General features: G+C 54.9%; 15 protein-coding genes and 1 riboswitch. Of the genes, 4 read left to right on the forward strand and 11 right to left on the reverse strand.

The genetic code is table 11. The annotated features are described in order from the left end of the window. Nucleotides 1-196 (forward strand): hypothetical protein (locus SBI19_RS28125; protein ID WP_317972848.1); only part of this gene is annotated, 196 nt, incomplete at its 5' end. Nucleotides 197-256: 60 nt separating this feature from the next. Here the strand turns inward: SBI19_RS28125 and purN are convergent. From purN to purE, 10 genes are all read right to left on the reverse strand, one after another. Beyond that, nucleotides 257-865 carry a phosphoribosylglycinamide formyltransferase gene (purN, locus tag SBI19_RS28130; protein ID WP_317972849.1) on the reverse strand — a complete coding sequence of 203 codons (609 nt, stop codon included), beginning with the start codon at nucleotides 863-865 and terminating at the stop codon, nucleotides 257-259. Beyond that, nucleotides 865-1911, reverse strand: a complete 1047-nt coding sequence (gene purM, locus SBI19_RS28135; protein ID WP_317972850.1) for a phosphoribosylformylglycinamidine cyclo-ligase — start codon at nucleotides 1909-1911, stop codon at nucleotides 865-867. The genes purN and purM overlap by 1 nt, the downstream gene beginning before the upstream one ends. 49 nt (nucleotides 1912-1960) lie before the next feature. After that, nucleotides 1961-3439, reverse strand: coding sequence for an amidophosphoribosyltransferase (gene purF, locus SBI19_RS28140; protein ID WP_317972851.1), 1479 nt, complete (start codon nucleotides 3437-3439; stop codon nucleotides 1961-1963). Beyond that, nucleotides 3424-5670, reverse strand: a complete 2247-nt coding sequence (purL, locus tag SBI19_RS28145; RefSeq protein ID WP_317972852.1) for a phosphoribosylformylglycinamidine synthase subunit PurL — start codon at nucleotides 5668-5670, stop codon at nucleotides 3424-3426. Before purL ends, purF begins: the two co-directional genes overlap by 16 nt. Continuing rightward, entirely contained in the window at nucleotides 5648-6343 is a 696-nt protein-coding gene (gene purQ / locus SBI19_RS28150) for a phosphoribosylformylglycinamidine synthase subunit PurQ (RefSeq protein WP_317972853.1), read from the reverse strand. The genes purL and purQ overlap by 23 nt, the downstream gene beginning before the upstream one ends. A 3-nt stretch (nucleotides 6344-6346) precedes the next feature. Beyond that, nucleotides 6347-6589, reverse strand: a complete 243-nt coding sequence (gene purS / locus SBI19_RS28155; RefSeq protein WP_317972854.1) for a phosphoribosylformylglycinamidine synthase subunit PurS — start codon at nucleotides 6587-6589, stop codon at nucleotides 6347-6349. An 84-nt stretch (nucleotides 6590-6673) separates the two neighbouring features. Further along, complete coding sequence (locus tag SBI19_RS28160) at nucleotides 6674-7567, reverse strand: phosphoribosylaminoimidazolesuccinocarboxamide synthase (protein WP_317972855.1); 894 nt, start codon at nucleotides 7565-7567, stop codon at nucleotides 6674-6676. A 347-nt stretch (nucleotides 7568-7914) separates the two neighbouring features. Continuing rightward, entirely contained in the window at nucleotides 7915-9210 is a 1296-nt protein-coding gene (gene purB / locus SBI19_RS28165) for an adenylosuccinate lyase (protein ID WP_317972856.1), read from the reverse strand. A gap of 7 nt (nucleotides 9211-9217) precedes the next feature. After that, nucleotides 9218-10510 carry a 5-(carboxyamino)imidazole ribonucleotide synthase gene (gene purK / locus SBI19_RS28170; RefSeq protein WP_317972857.1) on the reverse strand — a complete coding sequence of 431 codons (1293 nt, stop codon included), beginning with the start codon at nucleotides 10508-10510 and terminating at the stop codon, nucleotides 9218-9220. Further along, nucleotides 10422-10907 (reverse strand): 5-(carboxyamino)imidazole ribonucleotide mutase, encoded by a 486-nt coding sequence (purE, locus tag SBI19_RS28175; RefSeq protein ID WP_110046560.1) that lies wholly within the window; start codon nucleotides 10905-10907, stop codon nucleotides 10422-10424. Before purE ends, purK begins: the two co-directional genes overlap by 89 nt. A gap of 207 nt (nucleotides 10908-11114) precedes the next feature. Next, nucleotides 11115-11216, reverse strand: a riboswitch (purine riboswitch). Between the two features lie 275 nt (nucleotides 11217-11491). Between purE and SBI19_RS28180 the strand changes: the two genes are divergently transcribed. Further along, nucleotides 11492-17251 carry a carboxypeptidase regulatory-like domain-containing protein gene (locus SBI19_RS28180; RefSeq protein WP_317972858.1) on the forward strand — a complete coding sequence of 1920 codons (5760 nt, stop codon included), beginning with the start codon at nucleotides 11492-11494 and terminating at the stop codon, nucleotides 17249-17251. 212 nt (nucleotides 17252-17463) lie between these two features. Beyond that, the gene (locus SBI19_RS28185) at nucleotides 17464-18741 is read left to right on the forward strand and encodes a glycoside hydrolase family 18 protein (protein ID WP_317972859.1); all 1278 of its coding nucleotides are present in this window, start codon (nucleotides 17464-17466) and stop codon (nucleotides 18739-18741) included. Nucleotides 18742-18867: 126 nt separating this feature from the next. On the opposite strand, the gene SBI19_RS28190 is transcribed toward SBI19_RS28185, so the two are convergent. Beyond that, nucleotides 18868-19446: a nitroreductase family protein gene (locus SBI19_RS28190; protein ID WP_317972860.1), complete on the reverse strand. Its 579-nt coding sequence runs from the start codon at nucleotides 19444-19446 to the stop codon at nucleotides 18868-18870. A 181-nt stretch (nucleotides 19447-19627) separates the two neighbouring features. Between SBI19_RS28190 and SBI19_RS28195 the strand changes: the two genes are divergently transcribed. Beyond that, entirely contained in the window at nucleotides 19628-22723 is a 3096-nt protein-coding gene (locus SBI19_RS28195) for a choice-of-anchor A family protein (RefSeq protein ID WP_317972861.1), read from the forward strand. Nucleotides 22724-22834 lie beyond the last annotated feature (111 nt).

Raw genomic sequence — 22834 nt, forward strand, 5'->3', positions numbered from 1 at the left:
CTGCACCTTATCCCGGCTCACCGTGGCGTCCACCGCCAATATGGTGTATTTCTGCACCTTATCTCGCCTCGCCGTGGCGATCAGTGCCAATATGGTGCATTTCTGCACCTTATCTCGGCTCACCGTGGCGTTCACCGCCAATAAGGTGCATTTCTGCACCTTATTCAGCCGCACGCAGCGCCCACGCGCCAATTAGGTGCAATTCTGCACCTAATTTCAGCCCGCGCAGCGCACTAAACGCTAACGCGCTTCATTTCTACCCAATCGTCACGCGGCGTCCGTCGAGCGCGACGCGGCCGGCGGCGATTTGCGCCACGACCCATGGGAGCAGTGCCTGCTCCACAGCGTGGATTCGCTCGCCCAGGGACGATTCCGTATCGTCCTGGCACACCTCGACAGTCCGCTGCGCGATGATTGGTCCGCTGTCCAGACCGCCATCCACATAGTGAACGGTAACGCCTGTCAGCTTCACGCCATACTCGTAAGCTTGGCCAATGCCGTTCACGCCCGGGAATGCCGGCAGCAGCGACGGATGGATGTTGATCATACGGCCATAGAAAGGCTCGACCAGCACGGAAGTCACAATGCGCATGTAACCAGCCAATACAATGAGTTCAACGCCGCGGCGCTCGAGCTCCGCAACGATTTCCGACTCGTAAGCCTCGCGGGACGGGTAATCCTTCGGCTTGAATACGAACGTTTCCACGCCAGCAAGACGTGCCCGTTCAATGACAGCCGCCGAAGGCCTGTCGCAAACCAAAAGCTCGATGGTTACATCGAGCTTTTGATCCCGTACCGCATCGACCAGCGCTTGAAAGTTCGTGCCCTGGCCGGATGCAAATACAGCAACACGCAATTTGCTCATTAGACTTCTGCCCCCGTGAACGTCACGATGCGGTTGCCCGCTGTAACGTCGCCGATCCGGTAAGCTTTCTCGCCCAGGTCAGCCAGTACGCTCAGTGCTTTGTCCGCTTGGTCAGCAGGTACAACGACAACGAGGCCAACGCCCATGTTGAACGTCGTGAACATGTCGCGGTTCGTAATGGAGCCTTTGTCTTGCATCAGCTTGAAGATCGGTTGAATCGGCCACGAGCCGTATTCAACGTTCACGTTCACGCCTTCCGGCAGTACGCGCGGGATGTTCTCGATGAAGCCGCCGCCCGTAATGTGCGCCATACCCTTAACCGTTACTTGCTCAGCAAGCGCCAGTGCGGATTTGACATAAATCTTCGTTGGTTCGATCAGTACGTCGCCCAGCTTAGCGCCGTCCAGCTCAGGAAGCGCGTCCTGAAGGCCGAAGCCGCTTTGCTCAAGCAGCAGACGGCGAACGAGCGAGTAGCCGTTGCTGTGAATGCCGCTCGATGCTACGCCGATAACCGCATCGCCAGGAGCGATCGTCGTGCCGTCGATAATTTTCTTCTTGTCTACGATACCAACCGTGAAACCGGCGATATCATATTCTTCGCCTTGGTACATGCCCGGCATCTCTGCCGTCTCGCCGCCGATCAGCGCGCAGCCAGCTTGTTGACAGCCGTCTGCGATGCCTTTGACGATTGCTTCGATCTTCTCCGGCTCTACCTTGCCGCATGCGAGGTAGTCGAGGAAGAAGAGCGGCTCTGCACCTTGCACGATAATGTCGTTCACGCACATAGCGACCGCATCGATACCGATCGTGTCATGCTTGTCCATCGCAAATGCGATTTTCAGCTTCGTACCGACGCCGTCAGTACCGGATACGAGAACAGGCTCCTCGTATTTATCCTTGTTCAGTCCGAACAGGCCGCCGAAGCCGCCGAGATCCGTCAGCACTTCCGGGCGGAACGTCCGTTTCACATGCTTCTTCATCCGTTCGACTGCTTCATTGCCTGCCGCGATATCGACGCCGGCTTGTTTATAAGCTTCAGATGACACCAACAGTCACTCCTTATCGTTCGATCGTATACCCGCTAGTCGGGTTTTATTAACAGCTGCAGCTCTTGTCCGACGACTCGTCAACCGGTGTCGGGTAGTGGTTGTTGAAGCAAGCCATGCACAGGCCGCTGTTATCCATATCCTCGCCGATGCCAACCGTGTCCACCAAGCCATCGCTGCTTAAGAAATAAAGCGAATCCGCGTTGATCGCCTTGCGAATCTCTTCGACCGTCTTCGACGATGCGATGAGCTCCTTGCGGTCAGGCGTATCGATGCCATAATAGCAAGGGTTTGCAAAAGGAGGCGAAGTAATGCGCACATGCACTTCCGTCGCGCCAGCTTCGCGAAGCAGGTTGACGATGCGAAGCGACGTTGTGCCGCGCACGATCGAGTCATCGATCATAACGACGCGTTTGCCTTCAACAATCTTGCGAACGGCAGACAGCTTCATCTTAACGCCCTTCTCGCGAAGCTCTTGAGAAGGCTGGATGAACGTCCGGCCCGTATATTTATTCTTAATAAGTCCAAGCTCGTAAGGAATACCCGTCTGCTCGGCATAACCGATAGCCGCCGAGATCGACGAATCCGGTACGCCGGTTACGATATCCGCGTCAACGAACGATTCAAGCGCGAGGCGCTGACCCATTTTCTTACGCGTCATATGCAGGTTCGCACCATGAATATCGCTGTCCGGGCGAGCAAAATAAATGTATTCCATCGCGCATACCGCTTTGCGCTCAGCCTTCGCGAAACGTTCTTCGCGCATGCCGTCACGATCAAGCACGAGCATCTCGCCAGGCATAATGTCGCGAACGAATTCAGCGCCGACAACCTCGAATGCGCATGTTTCCGAAGAGAAAACATAACCGTCGCCAAGCTTCGCCATCGCAAGCGGACGCAAGCCGTTCGTATCCGATGCGACAATCAGTTTGTCGTTCGTCATGATGAGGAATGCGAAACCGCCGACAACGCGAGCAAGCGCGTCGCGAGCTGCCTCAACGAAATCCTTGTCCGAACGTGCGATCAAGTGAGCGATAACTTCCGTGTCGCTCGACGTCTGGAAGATCGATCCTTTGCGCTCGAGCTCTTGACGGATCTCCGGTGCGTTCACGAGGTTGCCGTTCGTTGCGATTGCAAGGTCGCCGTCACGGTATTTGAAGATCAGCGGCTGCGCATTGGCCAGTCGGCTCTCGCCCGAAGTCGAGTAGCGAACATGTCCGATCGAGCGGTCGCCCGTCAACGTGCCCAGCACATCCTGCGTGAACACTTCTTTCACAAGACCCATGCCGCGGTGGTAATTGAAGTTGCGCGGGTTGTCGCTCTCAACCGTACAAATGCCCGAGCTCTCCTCGCCACGGTGCTGCAGTGCATGCAGCCCGTAGTAGGAAAGAGAGGAGGCGTTCGGGCAATTGAATACCCCGAATACGCCGCACTCCTCACGCAATTTGTCAAAAATATCGTCTCGTCCGATGCCTTCGTTATAATGGTCTCCGGTCCACAGCGTTAGCTGCTTCACTTCATGAGACATGGGATCGCTTCCTTCCAGACCTTCTCCAGTTGTTCAACCGGCGCGTTAACGCCTTGGTTGCCGTTCACTTGAATGTTCAGCGTTGCTGCTGCCGTTACCGTACCGATTGCTGCGTTCACTACGCCGCGCTCGTTAAGAAGCGCTTGAAGCTCAGCTGCTTTGTCAGCCTTAGCCGTGAGAAGAATACGCGATTGCGATTCGCTGAACAGTGCATGGTCAGCGCGAAGCTCCGTTGCTACGTTAACGCTAGCGCCGAGGCCCGTGCCGAAGCAAGATTCTGCTACTGCTACAGCCAGTCCGCCTTCGGACAGGTCATGCGCCGAAGCGACGAGACCAGCGCGGATTGCTTCGAGCACCGCGTTCTGCGTGCGCTTCTCGACTGCGAGGTCGATTTGCGGCGGACGGCCTTCCGTTTTGCCTTGCAGGACGTATTGCAGCTCGGAGCCGCCCATCTCTGCTTTCGTCTCGCCGAGGAGGACGATAACGTCGCCTTCGGATTTGAACGATTGCGTCGTAATATGATCAATGTCGTGCACGAGACCAACCATGCCGATAACCGGCGTTGGGTAGATCGCGCCTTTTGCATTCTCATTGTACAGGGAGACGTTACCGCCGATAACCGGCGTTTCGAGCGTTACGCAAGCTTCGCTCATGCCGTCTGCCGCTTTCTCGATCTGCCAGAACACTTCAGGCTTCTCAGGGGAACCGAAGTTCAGGTTGTCCGTAACGGCAAGCGGCTCAGCACCGGAGCAAACGATGTTGCGGGATGCTTCTGCTACTGCGATACGTCCGCCTACTTCCGGATCGAGGTATACATAACGACCGTTGCAGTCCGTCGTCATCGCGAGCGCTTTGCGCGTGCCGCGAATCGTTACGACTGCTGCGTCCGAACCTGGCTGAACAGCCGTGCTCGTGCGAACCATGTAGTCGTATTGGTTGTAGACCCACTCTTTGCTTGCTACCGTCGGCGATCCGAGCACTTGCTTCAGCGCGCCCGTCAGATCCGTTACTTCTGGGTAAGCCGTCGTATCGATCTTCGCGTTCGCCGCATAGTAAGCAGGCTCTTGCGACGGTTTGTTGTACACCGGGCACTCATCAACGAGTGCTTTAACAGGCATGTCGGCTACTTGCTCGCCTTTGTGGAACAGGCGGAGACGGCCGTCGTCCGTTACTTTGCCGACTTTGGCACAGATAACGCCCCAACGCTCGAAAATCTCCATTGCTTGCGCTTCGTTCTCCGGCGTAACAACGAACAGCATGCGTTCTTGCGACTCGGAGAGCATCATTTCGTAAGGCGTCATGTCCTTCTCGCGTTGCGGCACGTTGTCTAGGTACAGCTCAAGGCCGTTGCCTGCCTTCGATGCCATCTCGGAGCTGGAGCACGTCAGACCAGCCGCGCCCATGTCCTGGATACCGAGAACGATACCGGAGTTGATCAGCTCGAGCGTCGCTTCCATAACGAGCTTCTCCATGAACGGGTCGCCGACTTGTACGGCTGTTTTCTTCTCTTCGGATTCTTCCGACAGCTCGACGGATGCGAACGTTGCACCGTGGATACCGTCGCGGCCCGTTGCCGGACCAACGTAGAATACCGGGTTGCCTACGCCCTTCGCTACACCGCGTTGGATTTTATCGTGATCGATAAGACCTACGCACATTGCGTTAACGAGCGGGTTGCCTTCGTAGCTTTCGTCGAACATAACTTCGCCGCCAACCGTCGGGATACCGATACAGTTGCCATAGCCAGCGATGCCGCTAACGACGTTCTCGAACAAATATTTAACGCGATCATTCTCGAGACGACCGAAACGGAGGCTGTTAAGCGACGCGATCGGACGAGCACCCATGGAGAAAATGTCGCGGATAATGCCGCCCACGCCCGTTGCTGCGCCTTGGTAAGGCTCAACTGCCGACGGGTGGTTATGCGATTCGATTTTGAAAACAACCGCTTGGTTGTCGCCGATGTCCACGATGCCGGCGCCTTCGCCCGGACCCATCAGAACTTTCGGGCCCGTGATCGGGAACTTCTTCAGAATCGGCTTGGAGTTCTTGTACGCGCAGTGTTCCGACCACATAACGCTGAATACGCCGATTTCCGTATAGTTAGGCAGGCGGCCCAAGAATCCGCAGATAAGCTCGAATTCATAGTCGCTCACACCGAATTGCTGATAAATCTTCTGATCAACGATCTGTTGTGCTGTTGGCTCCTTAGCCGTTAACTGCTGCGCCATGTTGTTCCCTCCATGCATTCAAAATCGACGTGAACATCCGTTTGCCGTCTGCAGAACCAAGAATCTCAGCGATCGCGCGCTCAGGGTGCGGCATCATGCCGACTACGTTGCCGCGTTCGTTGCTAATGCCTGCGATGTCATCGATCGAGCCGTTCGGGTTAGCGCCCGCTTTGTAACGGAATACGATCTGGTTGTTCGATTGGAGCTTCGCCAGCGTCTCGTCGTCGCAGTAGTAGTTGCCTTCGCCGTGCGCGATCGGAATGTCGATGATCTCGCCTTCGTTGTATTGGTTCGTGAATGCTGTGTTGTTGTTCACAACCTCGAGCAATGCGCTGTGACAGCGGAACTTGAGGTTCTCGTTGCGGCGCAGTACGCCTGGCAGCAGACCAGCTTCCGTCAGAATCTGGAATCCGTTGCAAATGCCGAGTACGAATTTGCCTTGCTCGGCAGCTTTGATAACTTCGTTCATAACAGGAGCGAAGCGAGCGATTGCGCCGCAGCGCAGGTAGTCGCCGTAGGAGAAGCCGCCTGGTACGAGAATTGCGTCATAGCCGGACAGGTCCGTCGCTGTGTGCCATACGAAGTCGACTTTCTGGCCGATTGTATCTTCTACTGCTTTGTAGCAGTCGATGTCGCAGTTGGAGCCTGGAAATACGAGTACCGCAAATTTCACGTCTTAGCCCTCCAGTTCAACACGATAGTCTTCAACAACAACGTTAGCCAGCAGCTTCTCGCACATTGCCTTCACGCGTGCTACCGCTTCTGCTTTATCGTTCGTGTCCAGTTCAAGCTCAAGGTATTTGCCGATGCGTACGCTGCCTACTTCTGCGAAGCCCATTGTATGGAGTGCGCCTTGAACCGCTGTTCCTTGCGGGTCCAATACGTTTTCTTTGATCGTCACGTAAACCTTTGCTTTCATTGGGGAATTCCTCCTAAAGGGAATAATAGGTATTTGATCTATCGTATCGGCAGACAAGCTGCTGCTGCCGTTCATGCTCCTGTATTAACGCAATTCCGTGCCCGTCAAACGACGATAAATATCGCGGTAACGGTTCGTCGTCTCTTCAACGACCGATGCTGGCAGCGGATCTGGCTTGCTGTTCTTATCCCAATCGGAATTCAGCAGATAAGTCCGTACTGGCTCTTTATCCATGCTGTCGATCTCCGTGTCGAGCTCATACTTGTCCGTCGCCCAGAAGCGCGAGGAATCCGGTGTGAAGATCTCGTCGATCAGAATGACTTTGCCATCGATAAGGCCAAATTCGAATTTGCAGTCGGCGAGCACGATGCCGCGCTCTGCACAATAGCTGTGAGCGAACTCATATAGCTTGATGCTGCGGTCGCGAAGCTCTGCTGCGATGTCCTTGCCTACAAGCTCTTCCATGCGCTCGAACGGAATGTCCTCGTCGTGGCCAACGTCGTTCTTAGCTGCCGGAGTGAAAATCGGCTGTTGGAAACGTTCGTTCTTGCGAAGCCCAGCTGGCAGTTCGATGCCATTGATCGCTTGCGTCTGCTGGTATTGTCTCCAACCGCCGCCAGTGATATAGCCGCGTACGACGCACTCGATATCGATGCGCTCCGCTTTCTTCGTCACCATAATACGGTTGCGAAGGAGCTCAGGCTCGGTAATCACGTCGCCAAGCTTGTTAACATCCGTGTGGACTACATGGTTCGGCTGCATCTCTGCCGTTTGCTCGAACCAGAATGCCGACAGGCTGTTCAGCACATTGCCTTTGTCCGGCACTGCTGGGTCCAGCACGTAGTCGAACGCACTGATGCGGTCCGTTACGACGATCAAGAAATGTTCGCCGAGATCGTACAGTTCGCGTACTTTGCCTTTGTACACAAGCGGAGCTTTTACATAATCAACTGCCGTCGAGATTGCTTGGGATGCCACTCGAGACTCATCTCCCTAGTTTTTTCTACCCACCCAAACCCTCCCTGCAAGGGAGGGCCCCAAAGGATTCCATCCTCTGGACTCCGGAATGGGCTTGTCTTGCTACGGTGGAGCGTGTCCACGCTTTCCGTCCCTGGCGGGACCCGCTCTCATACTTGCGTATCTAGATCCGGTAACACGTGTGCTTCATTACTCGACGCGCCCTTGCTGCTCCGTGCTGCAAGCCGCTTGTCGTCCCTTGCGGGACACGCTCTTGGCTAGTGCGTACCTAGATGGCTTCGCGCTAGCGAGTCATCCCTGCGGGATGCGCTGCGCTTCGCGAATTCAAGAGCGTGCACGCTTCGCGCTTAGTTCAGACCCAAACGCGTGAAGATCGTGCTGACGTGCTTCAGGTGCCATTGCGGGTTGAATGCATCTTCGATCTCTTCAGCCGACAGTTGGCTCGTGATCTCAGGCGTTTCTGCGATGATGTCGCGGAACTGACGCTGCGTCTCCCATGCTTGCATCGCGCGCGGTTGAACCGTGTCGTACGCTTGCTCGCGGCTGAAGCCTTTGTCGATCAGCTTTGTCATGATGCGGCCGGAGAACGGCACGCCGTACGTCGACATCATGTTGCGCTTCATGTTCTCCGGGAACACCGTCAGGTTCGCGATGATGTTGCCCAGGCGGTTCAGCATATAGTTCAGCAGCATCGTTGCATCCGGCAGGATGATGCGTTCAACCGACGAGTGGCTGATGTCGCGCTCGTGCCAGAGCGGAACGTTCTCGTATGCCGATACCATGTGGCCGCGGATAACGCGTGCCAGGCCGGAGATGTTCTCGCAGCCGATCGGGTTGCGTTTGTGCGGCATTGCGGACGAACCTTTCTGACCTTTCGCGAATGGCTCTTCCACTTCACGGAACTCGCTCTTCTGCAGCGCGCGGATTTCCGTTGCGAACTTGTCGAGCGACGTAGCTACGAGCGCGAGCGTCGCCATGTATTCCGCGTGGCGGTCGCGTTGGAGCGTTTGCGTCGAGATTGGCGCCGGCTTCGTGCCGAGTTTCTTACAAACGAACTCTTCTACGAATGGATCGATGTTCGCGTACGTGCCGACCGCACCGGAAATTTTACCGAATTGAACGCCGTCTGCTGCACGGTTGAAGCGCTCCAGGTTCCGTTTCATCTCTTCATACCAGAGGGCAAGCTTCAGACCAAACGTCGTTGGCTCGGCGTGTACGCCGTGCGTGCGGCCCATCATCGGCGTGTCTTTGTATTTCACTGCTTGTCCGCGAAGAATTTCGACGAAGCGCTCGATGTCAGCGCGAAGAATTTCGTTCGCTTGGCGAAGCAGGTAACCGTTCGCTGTATCAACAACGTCCGTCGACGTCAGGCCGTAGTGAACCCATTTGCGCTCAGGGCCGACCGTCTCGGATACGGCACGCGTGAATGCGATAACGTCATGGCGCGTTTCAAGCTCGATTTCGTTAATGCGGTCAATGCTGAACGATGCGTTAGCGCGAAGCGCTTCTACGTCTTCGCGTGGAATAACGCCGAGCTCTACCCAAGCTTCGCATGCGCAAAGCTCAACTTCGAGCCAAGCCTTGAATTTATTCTCCTCGGTCCAAATCGCTCTCATCTCTGGTCTGCTGTAACGCTCCAACATCTTACCTTCACACCTTCCAAATTAGTGTTTCTTCTATATATTGCAGCGCCTTGTCCGTATTCTCGGCCAGGACGTTGACATGCCCCATCTTGCGTTTGTGAACAGCATCCTTCTTGCCATACAGATGAACCTTCGGCGCGACGCCATAAAGCGCTGCCGCTTCGTCAGGCTTCGCCATCCGCTCAAGAAGCGGCTCAACATGCTGTCCGAGCACGTTGACCATGACGACTGGCGTCAACAGCGACGTATCGCCAAGCGGCAATCCGCAGATCGCACGCACATGCTGCTCGAACTGCGACGTCCGGCAAGCCTCCATCGTATAGTGTCCGCTATTATGAGGTCTTGGAGCCAGCTCGTTGACATATAGGCCGTCTTGCTCCGACCAGAACAACTCGACTGCGATCAAGCCAGACGCGCCAAGTCCTTCCGCGATGCGAGCGGCAAGCTGCTCCGCTTCGCGCTGCACCTCTTCAGGAATACGTGCCGGGACGATCGATAGGTGCAAAATGTTCTCGACATGAATATTCTCTGCCGCCGGGAACGTCTTTATCTCGCCGGTCGTGCTCCTTGCAGCAATGACAGACAACTCTTTGTCGAACTTAATGAATTGTTCGAGCACAAGTTCCGTTCGAGCCTTCGACAACGTCTCGTATGCCTCTTCGATCTCGCTCTCGCTCTTAATGACCCACTGGCCTTTGCCGTCATAACCGCCGGTTGCGGTCTTCAGTACGCATGGCGTCCCGAATGCGGCAACCGCCTCGCGAAGTTCCTCTGCGCTGCGAATCTCGCGATATGGCGCTACTCGCACGCCGGATGCCTCGATCGCCCGCTTCTCGCGAAGACGATGCTGCGTCGTGTACAGCAGCTCGCTGCCTTGCGGTACGTATGACTCGTCCATCAGCATCGCTGCGACACCTGCGTCGACGTTCTCGAACTCGTACGTAATAACGTCTGAGCGGCGCGCCAGCTCTCGTGCTGCTTCGCGGTCATTATAAGCCGCAACAATCTGATCCGCTACTTGACCGCAAGGCGCGTCTTCCGTTGGGTCAAGCGCGATAAAACGATAGCCCATCGCGCTGCCGGCGAGTGCCATCATGCGGCCGAGCTGGCCGCCGCCTAGAATACCGACCGTGCTGCCTGGCAGCAGCGGTGTTGTACGTTCAGACACCTTGTTCGCGCCCCCTTGTTTCATCTTTCTATCCGTCCTGCTGTTACAGTGTTTCGCTGCTTGCCAGCACCTCTTGCTTAATCCGCTCGCGGCGCGCTTCAACGCGTGCCTGAAGCGCCGGATCGAATGCACCCAGCATCTGAGCGGCAAGCAGGCCAGCGTTCGTTCCGCCCGCGTTGCCGATCGCTACCGTTGCGACTGGAATGCCACCCGGCATCTGTACGATCGACAGAAGCGAATCCAGCCCGCTCAAGTTCGACGACTTGACGGGCACCCCGATAACAGGCAGCGAGGTCTTCGCAGCAACCATGCCCGGCAAATGAGCAGCGCCGCCCGCACCCGCAATAATGACCTTCAAGCCGCGCTCTACGGCGCTCTCAGCGTATTCGAACATCAGATCAGGCGTACGGTGTGCAGACACAACCTTCTTCTCGTATTCGATGCCAAGCTCTTCAAGCACGTCGCAAGCCAATTTCATCGTATCCCAATCCGACTTGCTGCCCATGATGACGCCAACTACTGCGGACATGAATCATAACCACCTTTTTATATGAAAATGTCATCCAAACTAAATTGTTATACGGAAACAAAAAAATCCCGAAAGCGCTAATCCAATATTAGGTAGGCTTCAGGACTTAAGAGCGGCTGCAGGAGATCGATCTAAACATCGGGCTTGGGCCATCATAACCCCGCCATAATGACAGTCGAAAGCTGCTTCCATCTAGAAGCAGCTCTTATCATCCTGCTATCCGCTCGTAGTCCGGTAATTTAAGGTTTCCGGGTAGATACGCTCGAGCCTTATTCCCGAGTATATACGAACCGATTTACTATGCGCGAAATCGACATTCCGCGCGCCTTCTATAGTGTAACAATCATGCCCAAGGTTGTCAACGACAAAAGACGAACATTCGAACGTTTTTATTATTGGATAGTTCGCTTTTAGCACATTTTTGAACAGTTCAATTTTTACAGCGCAACTTTTGCCGGGTTTTCACCTATTTTGACAAATATGCTACCCGTGTGAGGTCTCCTACATATACATGAATAATCGTCTGAAGGGGCGACTATCTATGTACTAGCGAAGGTCATCATTCCTATACAACGGAGGTTTCCATGCCATTCCCAAGTAATTCGCAATACGTGCCGCTAAGGCAAGGCAACATCATTGTCACGGACCCCGTCCGCGACGTGTCGCCAGATGAGACGGACATTGTCGGAGACGCGCAGTTTCCTGCTGCTTATTATGCGTATGACGGCACAAATGTTTACTTCCGATTGCGACTAAATGCAGACCCTAGAGATAAAAGCAACTTCAAAAACTTTGCTTGGGGCGTCCTATTCGACACCGATAACAACCCTTCCACTTACGAATGGGAACTTGTCGTTAACGGGCTGGACAACGAGGTGCAGCTGATTGCCAATACGGTCAAAATTCCGAACGTATTCACAGATCAAGCTGAAGGAATCGATGGCAAAGGGGCTCCTAATTACGCCGAAACGATCTGTAATTTCGACATCGCTCGCGCTCAGGCGACAGAAGATGGTTCGAAACTCGGCAACCTTACCAACTTCTTCATCGACTTTTTCGTCCCCGCCGCTCGCTTATTCCAACTGCTCGGCATTACAGACAGTTCCTCTACTCGATTCTTGTTCTTCACCGCAACGAACAACAACAATTTCAACAAAGACTTTATCGGCACGGGACAAACGCTCAGCACGCTATTCTGCGATCCTGTAACGATCGCAGGCGGCGACGTAAGAGCGAAGATCGCGGTAACACAGACCATTACGACACCGTCTCCGGTTGTTATTGCGGGCGAATCAACAACGTTCACAGGAACCATTACCGTAACCAATACAGGCAGAAGCGCAGCTTCAACGATTTTCGTTCAGGCATCTTACTTATTCGATAAATTAGTTACCTTCACCGTTACATCCCAAACGCTAGGTACGACCGCCTTCAATGCCATTACAAGGGTGCTCACCTGGAACGTTGGCAATCTGGCCGTTGGCGCCAGTGCGACGCTTAATTATCAAGCCGTCGGCTTATTCACGACGTCGGGCACTCGAACGGTCGATACGAAGTCGGCAAGCGGAATCGACAGCTTCACAGGCGCTTCCATCTCAGCCCCTCCTACTTCTGCGACCGTCAACGTAACAGCGCTAGGAGGCATCACGGGGACGATTCTTGATAAGGCAACTGGACTTCCGTTAGTTGGAGCAGTCGTAACAGCCACCAACACAGCAACTAATATCGCAGCAGGACAAACAACGTCCGGCACTGGCGGCGTGTACAGCTTCCCGTCCCTTATACCCGGCAGTTATTCGCTATCTTACAGCCTGCCAACTTATCTAACCGCAACCGCTTCTGCAACCGTTACGGTCGGCACCGTCCAAACCGTTAACGTCACACTTATACCGACCCCCGCTACTATCCAAGGCAGTGTCACGGCAGCCGGAACAGGGGCTCCTATAGCAAATTCAACGATAACGGTTACGAATGCGATCGGAGTACGCGTCATTCAGGTGAACGGGGGGTTGGATGGCAATTACCTCATTAACAACCTTACACCTGGTTATTACCGGGTAAGCATCGCCGCTGACGGCTTTCAGGCCAAAGACTTCCCTATCACTCTTGTTGTGGGCGAAACACGGACGATCAATGCCGTTCTCTCACCGAATCCAGGGACGGTCACCGGCATTATCACGAACGCACAAACAGGAGCGCCGCTCGCCGGCGCACTGGTTGAAGCGCTTGATAACCGCAACAGCATTCTGTCGACTGCCATCACAGCCGCAGACGGCAGCTACACGCTCTCTTCCCTTGCCCCTGCATCGAATGATCGGCTTCGCGTATCTGCCGATACGTTCGTTACGCAAGTTATCGGCTTCTCCATCACAGCCGGCCAGACAAGGACGATTAACGCAGCACTGTCTCCTGTGGCAGGCACGCTCACCGGCACCATTACCGACAGCGCAACAGGCGCGCCTCTCGCCGGCGCAAGCATTCGCGTCTTCACATCCGAAGGAATCACGCTTCAGACGACTTCAACAGCCGCTGACGGCAGCTACACGATTCCGTCTCTGCAGCCAGGCTCCTATTCCGTCGTCATTATGGATGAAGGCTATGCCGGCAGAACCATTGGCGCATTGATCAATGCAGGTGCCGTCACTACATTGAATGTTGCCTTGCAGCAGCTTGCAGGCGCTATATCGGGTACCGTTACGGATACGAGCGGCAACCCGATCGCCGATGCGATCGTCCGTATTTTCTCCAACAACATTATCGTCGTGCGTGTTGCGACACGCGAGGACGGGACATACGATATCGGCAACCTCACGCCTGGCAGCTACTACGTATCCGTCCGGGCCGAAGGTTTCGGCGGTCTGTCGTTCAGTGCAGTCGTTAATCCTGGCGAGACGACAATCGAGAACTTCGTACTGACGCCGAATCCAGGGTCGGTAAGCGGAACCGTTACGGACAGCAGCGGCAATCCGATCGCAGGGGCCATCCTTACGATCAGTCTCAACGTGAGCGGCGGCGGTTTAATAACGACAAGGTACGTGTCCCAGACGGACGGCAGCTATTTGATCGAAAATCTGTTCCCTGCGCCATACCTGATTACAGTTGCAGCGAACACATTCCAGAGCACGTTCCAGAGCGTTACTGTCGCATCTGAACAGCGTGCCGTCGCGAACTTCGTCCTCCAATCGAACCCAGGTACGCTAAGCGGCACCGTTGTCGACAATAATGGAATCCCTGTCGCAGGAGCAGCCGTTCTTATCAAGACATCGACAGGGAATGGCGTGACGATCGCAACGATTTTCTCAGATCCGAATGGACATTTCCAGACGAGCAGCTTAGCGCCAGGCAACTATACGCTCCTGTCCTCTGCTCCAGACTTCCAGACGGCATCAGCAACGGTAACCGTACGTTCGGATGAAGTAACGCCGATAACGCTTGTGCTCCTTCCGGACCCAGGCAGCATCCAAGGATCCGTAGTCGATGCGCGTACGGGACAGCCAATCTTCGGCGTTCTTGTCAGCGTGACGGACATTAACAACTTCCAGATCGCTTCTATCATTGCGGACGACGTTAGCACATTCCGTTTTGACAGTCTGCCGCCTGGAAGCTACACGGTCGCCGTCCGAGCCCTTCATTATCAGAGCGGAACTTTGGGCGCCATCGTAATGTCGAACTCGACCACGCCGATTGATTTCCGTCTGCAGCCAGAGCCCGGCATCATACTTGGCAAGGTCGCTCCAGCCATCGGCGGCGCGCTCGTCCAACTGTTCAACAGCAATAACATACTAATCTCCACTGCGATTACGGATCCACAAGGCAGCTTCGGTTTCCTTGGCGAAGCGGTTGGCGCTTATTATCTCACCGCTATTGCAGATGGCTTTACCTCTCAGGTTGCAGGAGCAACCGTGACTTCGAACCAGACGACGCAAGTAACGATTAATTTGACCCCGAATCCAGGCTCGATAGCCGGTGCCGTCGTCGATACGGCAGGCAATCCAATTCCGACAGCCGTTGTGAAAGTATTGAACAGCAATGAATCGATTCGAGGCAGCAGTCCTGCTCAGGGTGATGGCAGTTATGTCGTCGAGGGGATTCCGGTCGGTACGAAGACGGTCATCGCGTCCGCTCCGAATTTCAGCAACCAAGTGAAAGGGCTGACGATTAATCCGGGGCAAGATGTGACGCAGTTCAACTTCGTGCTACAGGCAGACCCCGGAACCGTTAGCGGCCAAATCACAGACAGTGTGAGCGGCCTCGTCATTCCCGGCGCCAATATCGAGATCCGTGCGGACGAAGCATCCGGTTTAGCTGTTTCCGCTGTTGCGTCAACACCGTTCGGCAACTATCAATTCACAGGCCTTGCGCCTGGCTCTTACACCGTCATTGCGAAGGCTAACAACTACGGAACGAACACGGTAGGGGCGCTTGTGACGAGCAACGGCTTCACCATCGCGAACGTTTCGCTGAATCCGCTGTTCGGGACCATTAATGGGGTTGTCACAGACACGCTAGGCAGCCCGATCGGCTCTAACGATACGAAGATCAAGCTGTATACACAGGACGGGACGCTTATCGAGACTGCCTTCGTCTCGTCGAACGGAACATTCAGCATTATAGGCGTTCAGGCTGGCGAATATATTCTGACCGCCTCTGCGCCTACCTTCGAGACGCAGACGATCGGCATATCGGTTCTAGCTGGAGGCGTATCGAACGTCCCGCTTATGCTGACTCTTCAAACCTCGGCGATAACCGGAACTGTACGCAACGGCGCTACTCTGGCGCCAATCAGCGGTGCGCTCGTCAATATTACGAGCATCCAGGGTTTGCCGGTTGATACGGCGTTCACAGACAACAGCGGCAGCTTTACGGTCAGCGGCGCACCGGCAGGCAATTTCGTGGTGACTGCTATTGCATCAGGCTTCGGCAGCGCGACAGCCGCCGTTGTCACGCGAAGCGGTCAAACGGCTTCGACCGACCTCGCGCTGACACCGCTGCCCGGTGCTGTTCTCGGCTTCGTCAGCGACGCCTCGAACGGCGCCAACATTGCAGGTGCCGAGATTCGGATCAGCGACGCTGTCATCGGTACTGTACAAACCGGCAATGGCGGTCAATACACCTTCCTGCCGCTAGCCCCTGGCATCTATACGGCGGTAGCGAACGCGAGGAGCTATGCCTCTCAGTTCGGCGGATTCATAATTACAGCTGGCGAGACGACACGTTACAGCTTCGCCATGCAGCCGCTGCCCGGACGGCTGAGGGGCAGCGTCACGCGCGCAGAAAGCGGGACGCCGGTCGTCGGCGCAACGGTGCAGCTGCTGCAGTTCAACAATTTCGGCCCGCCGCTTCTCTCGATCTTGACCGATAATAACGGGCTGTTCGATCTTGGCGAAGTCGCCGCAACCAACTATGCGATAACGGTCACGCTGGACGGATTCATAACCGAACAGACTTCAGCGCTCGTTAACCGAGGAGAAACGACCATCATTACGATCGCACTGCGCCAATCGAATACGGGGGTTGGCGGTACAGTAACGTTCGGTGCACCATCCGGTCCAACGCCGCCTGCAGGCCCAATCGGCCCGCCGCTGCCGAACAGCGCAATTACCATTATCGATCATAATGGAGTCGTCGGCGGCAATGGCATAACCGATAAGAACGGACAATATATCATTCCAAGCATTCCAACGGGTGAGCATACAATCGTAGCTTCCAATCCAGCTGCAGGCACCGGTACAGCCTTTCTGCCGGATCGGCCAGGTCAGACGCAAACATCGGACCTGCAGCTCGGCGGCGCGGCGAAGCCCGTTACAGGAAACACGAACAACAACACAGACAACTCTCCTATCCAGGGAGCCGTCGTGCAGGTGCTTGATCATGGCAACAACAATACGGTTCTTCAAACGAGCATCACCGATAAAGACGGGATCTATCGAACGAATCCGCTGCCGCCTGGAGACTATACCGTTACGATCTCCTCTCCGCAGCATGGTTCTGCCGCCGTCTCGTTCGTTCTTCCGTCCGATCCGCCGCCTGCCTTGTCGCCGCCGCTCACGCCGCCAGTCGCTCTCTTGAGCAGTGAATTCGGTACATTGCGCGGCACGATTCGGGATGCATCCGGTCAGCCGCTCAATATGGCATTGGCAGCCGTTGTTACAGATCAACAGCGGCTTATTCGTCAAATCATCAGCAACCATTCAGGACAATACGGACTCTCGAACCTTGCCGCCGGCATCGCGAACGCCGAGTTCTCGTTCCCAGGCAAGCAAACGGCTGTAAGGATGCCGACGATCGTTGACGGGCAGACGACCGTACTCGATATCATCCTATTGGATGAAGACGAGGAATAAACGACACCCGCTTCCCCCCACGGCCAGATTACTTCTAGTCTAAGGACCCCGAATCCGCTTCACAGCGGATTCGGGGTCTTTATTGTAAACAGGGATATTCGAGTGGCGTAAACCATGATGAGACGGTCTCTTTTTGTAGTACAGAATATGACGAGCAAGGAATAGAGTAATAGCAGTGCAGTGTTCGGGCTTACTAGAAGGAGGGATGTTCGATGTTCATTCATGTGGTCCAACGAGGCGATACATTGTGGAGGCTGGCACAGCAGTACAATACAAGTACAAGTGCCATCGCATCTGCTAACGGCATTCAAGAGAGCGGCATTCTCGTTCCTGGCCAATCGCTGCTCATTCCGATCTCCGCCGATCAGCATGTCGTGAAGCAGGGCGAGAGCCTATGGTCCATCGCTCATATTTACGGTTCAACGCCGGAAGCATTGGCGCAGCTCAATGGCATTACATATCCGTTCTACATTTACCCGGGGCAGCGGCTGCGCATTCCCGTTCCCGCCAAACCAACGATTGAGGTCAACGCTTACACGGAGCAATTCAATGAGGCCGGAGTACGCGAGGTGACGGAAATCGGCAGTCTGCTAACCTATCTCAGCCCGTTCAGCTATCGCGTCGCTATCGACGGCTCGCTGTCCGGTCCCGATGATGATGCTTTAATCGAAGCGAGCGTTAACCAGCACATCCTGCCGATGATGGTGCTCTCGAACTTCAAAGACGGCACGTTCGACTCGGACATCGCACATGCCGTATTAACGAACCCGTCCATTCAGTCCAAGGTTCTGAACACGACGATGGATACGATGCGGCAGAAAGGCTACAAAGCCCTCAACATCGACTTCGAGTATGTTCCGCCAGCCGACCGTGAAGCGTACAACACTTTCTTAAGACGGTTGAAAGAACGGCTTGAACCAAGCGGCTACTTGCTGTCCACCTGCCTTGCGCCGAAGACTAGCGCCGAACAGAAGGGCCGTCTCTACGAGGCGCATGATTATCCCGCACACGGAAGCATTGCCGATTTCGTCATTCTGATGACGTACGAGTGGGGCTGGTCAGGCGGCCCGCCAAGAGCGGTCGCTCCGATCGATGAGGTGGAGAAAGTCGTGCGCTATGCATTATCGGTCATGCCCGCAAGCAAAATTATGATCGGGATGCCGCTGTACGGCTATGATTGGACGCTTCCCTATGCGCAAGGCAATGAATGGGCGCCAACGCTGAATAATCCCGAAGCGATTCGGCGTGCGGCACAGTACGGAGCCGAGATTCGATTCGATGGACCTAGCCAATCCCCTTTCTATCGATATTACGATAACAACGGCGTTCAGCATGAGGTCTGGTTCGAGGACGCGCGCAGCGTGCAAGCGAAGTTTAATCTGGTCAAATCGCTCAAGCTTCGCGGCGTCAGCTACTGGGTGCTTGGCGTGCCGTTCCGGCAAAACTGGGAGCTGCTGCGGGCTAACTTCACGGTCAAGAAGCTCGTGTAATACGATGGCTATAGCATTCGATCACAATAAAAACGCTGTGCCTGCCGAACGGCTCAGGCATCAGGCACCCAGCCCATTCGACAAGCACAGCGAATGACGCTTTATTCGATCAACGATCGCATGCCGCTAGCCTTCCAGCCACACCGTCTTCTCTGCCGCAGGTTGTCTGCGCCCTTGCAGCTCTTTCATATCGGAATATCCGATATAGATCAAGCCGACCAATGACTCTCGTTCGTCAAGGCCGAAGGCTTGGTGCATAAGCGGATGATACATCGGATCGCCGCTGCGCCAGACGGCACCGAGGCCGAGCGCATGCGCGGCGAGCAGCAAATTCTGTACCGCTGCATGCGCGGCAGCCAGCTCCTCCGCTTGCACGGCACGCGGGTTATCCGAAGGCGAACATACAGCCGCAATGACGACGGGCGACCGGTACGCCTTCGCCCGCTCCTTGTCCAGTCGCTCCTCCAGCGCCGCTTCTTCCAGACCGCTCAATCCCTCTTGCGAAATGGCGGCATAGGCATAGGCATCGCCCAGCACCTTCCGGCCCTCGCCGGTCATAACGATGAATTTCCATGGTTCCGTCAAATGATGATTAGGCGCCCATGTCGCCGCTTCAATGATTTGTTCAATTAAGGCACGATCGACCGAATCCGCCTTCACCTTGCCGATACTGCGTCTCGCACGAATAGCTGTCATAACATCCATAATCCTGCCTCCTCTTCTTTACTTCCTTATTGTAACTACACCCTACGAACTCGTCCATCATCGTCCCTCTGTGCATAATGGCGCATCTGGGTTGCCAAATCGGACAGTTGTCGCGATACATGATTTCAATACGTATGCATAACTTTCTATAGGAAGAATCTAGACGTCCGGAGGTGGCAGCATGGCCTGTGCATCATTAGGCTCAGCAAGCGACATCAGCATTTTCCTATTCGGCAATTATAATAACCAATTCACTACGCTCAGCGGAAGAGTGGCGGCAGGAGGAAACGTTACCTTAACGGACCAAGTCATTAGTAACGCTCTCCCTGTATCGACTACTCGCGCCGATCTCATCATCGGCGGCAGCGTTGATATTACGCGCGGTTTCAACAACGGCAACACGGTCATCAGTCCGACCTCCACTGTCATTACCTACACGATGATCAATAACAACGGCGTAACGCCTCAGCCAATCGTGGATACGCCGATTGATTTCACGTCTTCACAAGCTTATTTGCAATGCTTGTCGACGGGCTGGGGTACGCTTGCGCCTAATGGCACTGCTGCGAATGTATTCGGGAATCTGCAGATCACAGGATCAGATCCAACTTTGAACGTCATTACGTTCAACGGGAATGATGTAGACGGAACGGGCCTGTCGCTTGAAGGCGCCTCGCAGATTCTGCTCAACTTCCCTGCCGGATCGACCGTTCTCATTAATGTACTTGGAACGAATGTAGGCTTCGGTAACTATCAAATGAATGTGAACGGCGCTTCTCCTCCCGATCCAAGCGTCGGGGCGACGATTCTGTGGAACTTCCCCGAAGCGACCACGCTTCGCAACGGCAATGGCGTATACACCGGTTCCGTGCTGGCGCCGTTCGCGAATATGGTGGGCAACGGTTTCTGTCAAATCAACGGTCAACTAATAACCGGCTCTTACGACGGCACATCCGGATCTGTTACGACGACGCTCGTTCTCTTCAACGGCTGCTTGCCTGAAGTTGCCGCATGCGGCGGCGCAGCGCTGACGGTGACCAAGCTCGTCAACGGCGCCGCATCCTTCACCGGTGTGCCAGGGACGCCGATCACGTATTCGATCACGGTCACGAATACTTCTTCTGTTCCTATTAATAACATCATTATTACAGACGATTCGCTCGGCATCACGAACACCGTGCCTATGCTTAATCCGGGGGAGAGCTTTCCCTTTACGCTGGAGAGGGAGGTACGCGACGGGCTTGCAGGCACGCAGTACAGCAATACCGTCACCGTTACGAGCAATGAAGCGCCAACCGTCTCAGCGACAGCAACCATTGTCATAGCCGCCCTGCCGATTAACGTGCGGTTCACCAAGAACGCCAGCCAGACGACGGCGATGCCGGGCGATCAGATCATCTATACGTTCACGCTTAACAATATGGGCAATACCGAACTGACGAACGTTCATCTTGTGGATCCAACCATCGGCTTAGACTTTACGGTCGCGTCATTCTTCAGCGGCATGATTACGCAGCAGACATTCACCATTCCCGCCAGCTCTGCATCAGGCTCTGTCATTACGAATACAGCCAGACTGACGGCTGATAACCTGCCGAGTCCAGGCTTTCTGGACAGCAGCGCCGCCGTTACGATCTCTTCGCCGCCGATGGCCAGCTTCCGCAAGAGCGCCAATACATCTTCCGCTTTACCTGGGACAACGATCCAATATTCCTATACGATTCAAAATAATTCCGAAACCGCTCTTATATCGCTCGTTCTAAGCGATCAGCTGTTGAACTTCACTCGTACGATTCCGTTCATTACGCCAAACACTACCGTTGTTTTTGAAGCCCCGTATACCATTCCTTCCGAAACAACGGCCGGGACGACAATTGTAAATACTGCCACACTGTCCGGTTCGTTCGGAACATTAACATCGAGCGCGACGGTAATGGTCGAAGCGCTGCTCTCGCTGTTTGTGACCAAAGATTTGGATAATGAATTCGTCGTTCCAGGGGGTACGATCAACTATACCTTGCAGGCGCTGAACAACGGAAACGTCAGCCTTAGCAATGTACAGCTGTCCGATCCGCTGACCGGCTTCCAAACGATTGTCCCCACACTTCCAGTCGGTCCATCGCAGGTGTTTACTTCCGCGTTCATCGTCCCGCCTGACACGCCGGCAGGAACGATCATAACGAATACGGTATCCGCTCGGGCAGATGGCGTTGAGCCTGTCAGTGCGTTCGTTTCGGCTGTCGTCATTGCATCGCCGACACCGATACCGCCCATGACGCCCATCATTGCGGTAGCCGCGACCGTCAATCTCCCGGCTGTCCTGCCTGGGGAAACCGTCACCTTCACGGGTACGGTTACGAATACCTCGGCTGTAACGGTCAGAAACTTAATTCTGCGTTCCCCGTTCTTTCAGTATGCATCCTTGCTGCGAATGCTCGATCCCGGCGCAACGCTCACGCTTAATGGCGACTTCACGGTGCCTCCCCATACAGCACCGGGCACCGTCATTACAGCCACGCTGCAAGCCGCTTCAAGTACGATTCAACTGCAAGAGTCTGCCGCGTCCTTCGTCGTCCTCCCCTTAGCAGCGGCAACCCTGCGAAAAACCGTCAATAAACCAGAGATTTTAAAAGGCGATACCGCCATTTACACCGTCATAGGAGAAAACACGGGCAACGTTCCGATTACGAACATCCTCTTCACGGATACCGCTCTAAACCAACGAATCGAAGTCCAGTCGCTATCGCCTGGCGTCATCGTATCATCCTTCTTCAATAAGTTCGTTACGGAAGAGCCCGGCACGACATTCTGCAATGAAGCCGTCGTCACCGCCCCCGAGATCGGCACCGTGACGGATAGGTCCTGCTATACTGTATACGGCTTGCAGCTGCGCAAGCAGGCGAACGTATCCGTCGTGACGGTGGGCGGCAGCATTAACTATTCGGTCACCATCCGCAATCCAATGAACGTACCGGCGTCGGGTATTGTTTTCCGTGATCCCCTGCCTAATCATAGTGCAGTCGTCGCCGGTTCCGTTAAGCTCAACGGTCATACGCTGCCAGATTCGCTGCTCATCACAGGAATCGGCATACCGCCGCTTGGTCCGAACGCTTCGGCTGCAATCTCATTCTCGCTCACTGCCGTCAGCGAGCCGGAAGGCGGCGCCTTGCTCAATCGCGCGGAAGCAACCTTCCGATTCTTCCTGCCGGATAAAGAACTGAGCGGCACCTCGTTCTCGAACACGTTGTCCGTGGGCGTCGAGGAGCATGAGGAATAGCATGAATCAACGCACCAAAAGGGAGGAGACGTTGTGCGTCTCCTCCCCCAGGCTGTCGAGAAAGTCTCGACAGCCTTTTTAATGTCCATTTAGTTTATTACGACACCGCGT

The organism is Paenibacillus sp. CCS19, assembly GCF_033239625.1.
Taxonomy (GTDB): domain Bacteria; phylum Bacillota; class Bacilli; order Paenibacillales; family Paenibacillaceae; genus Paenibacillus_T.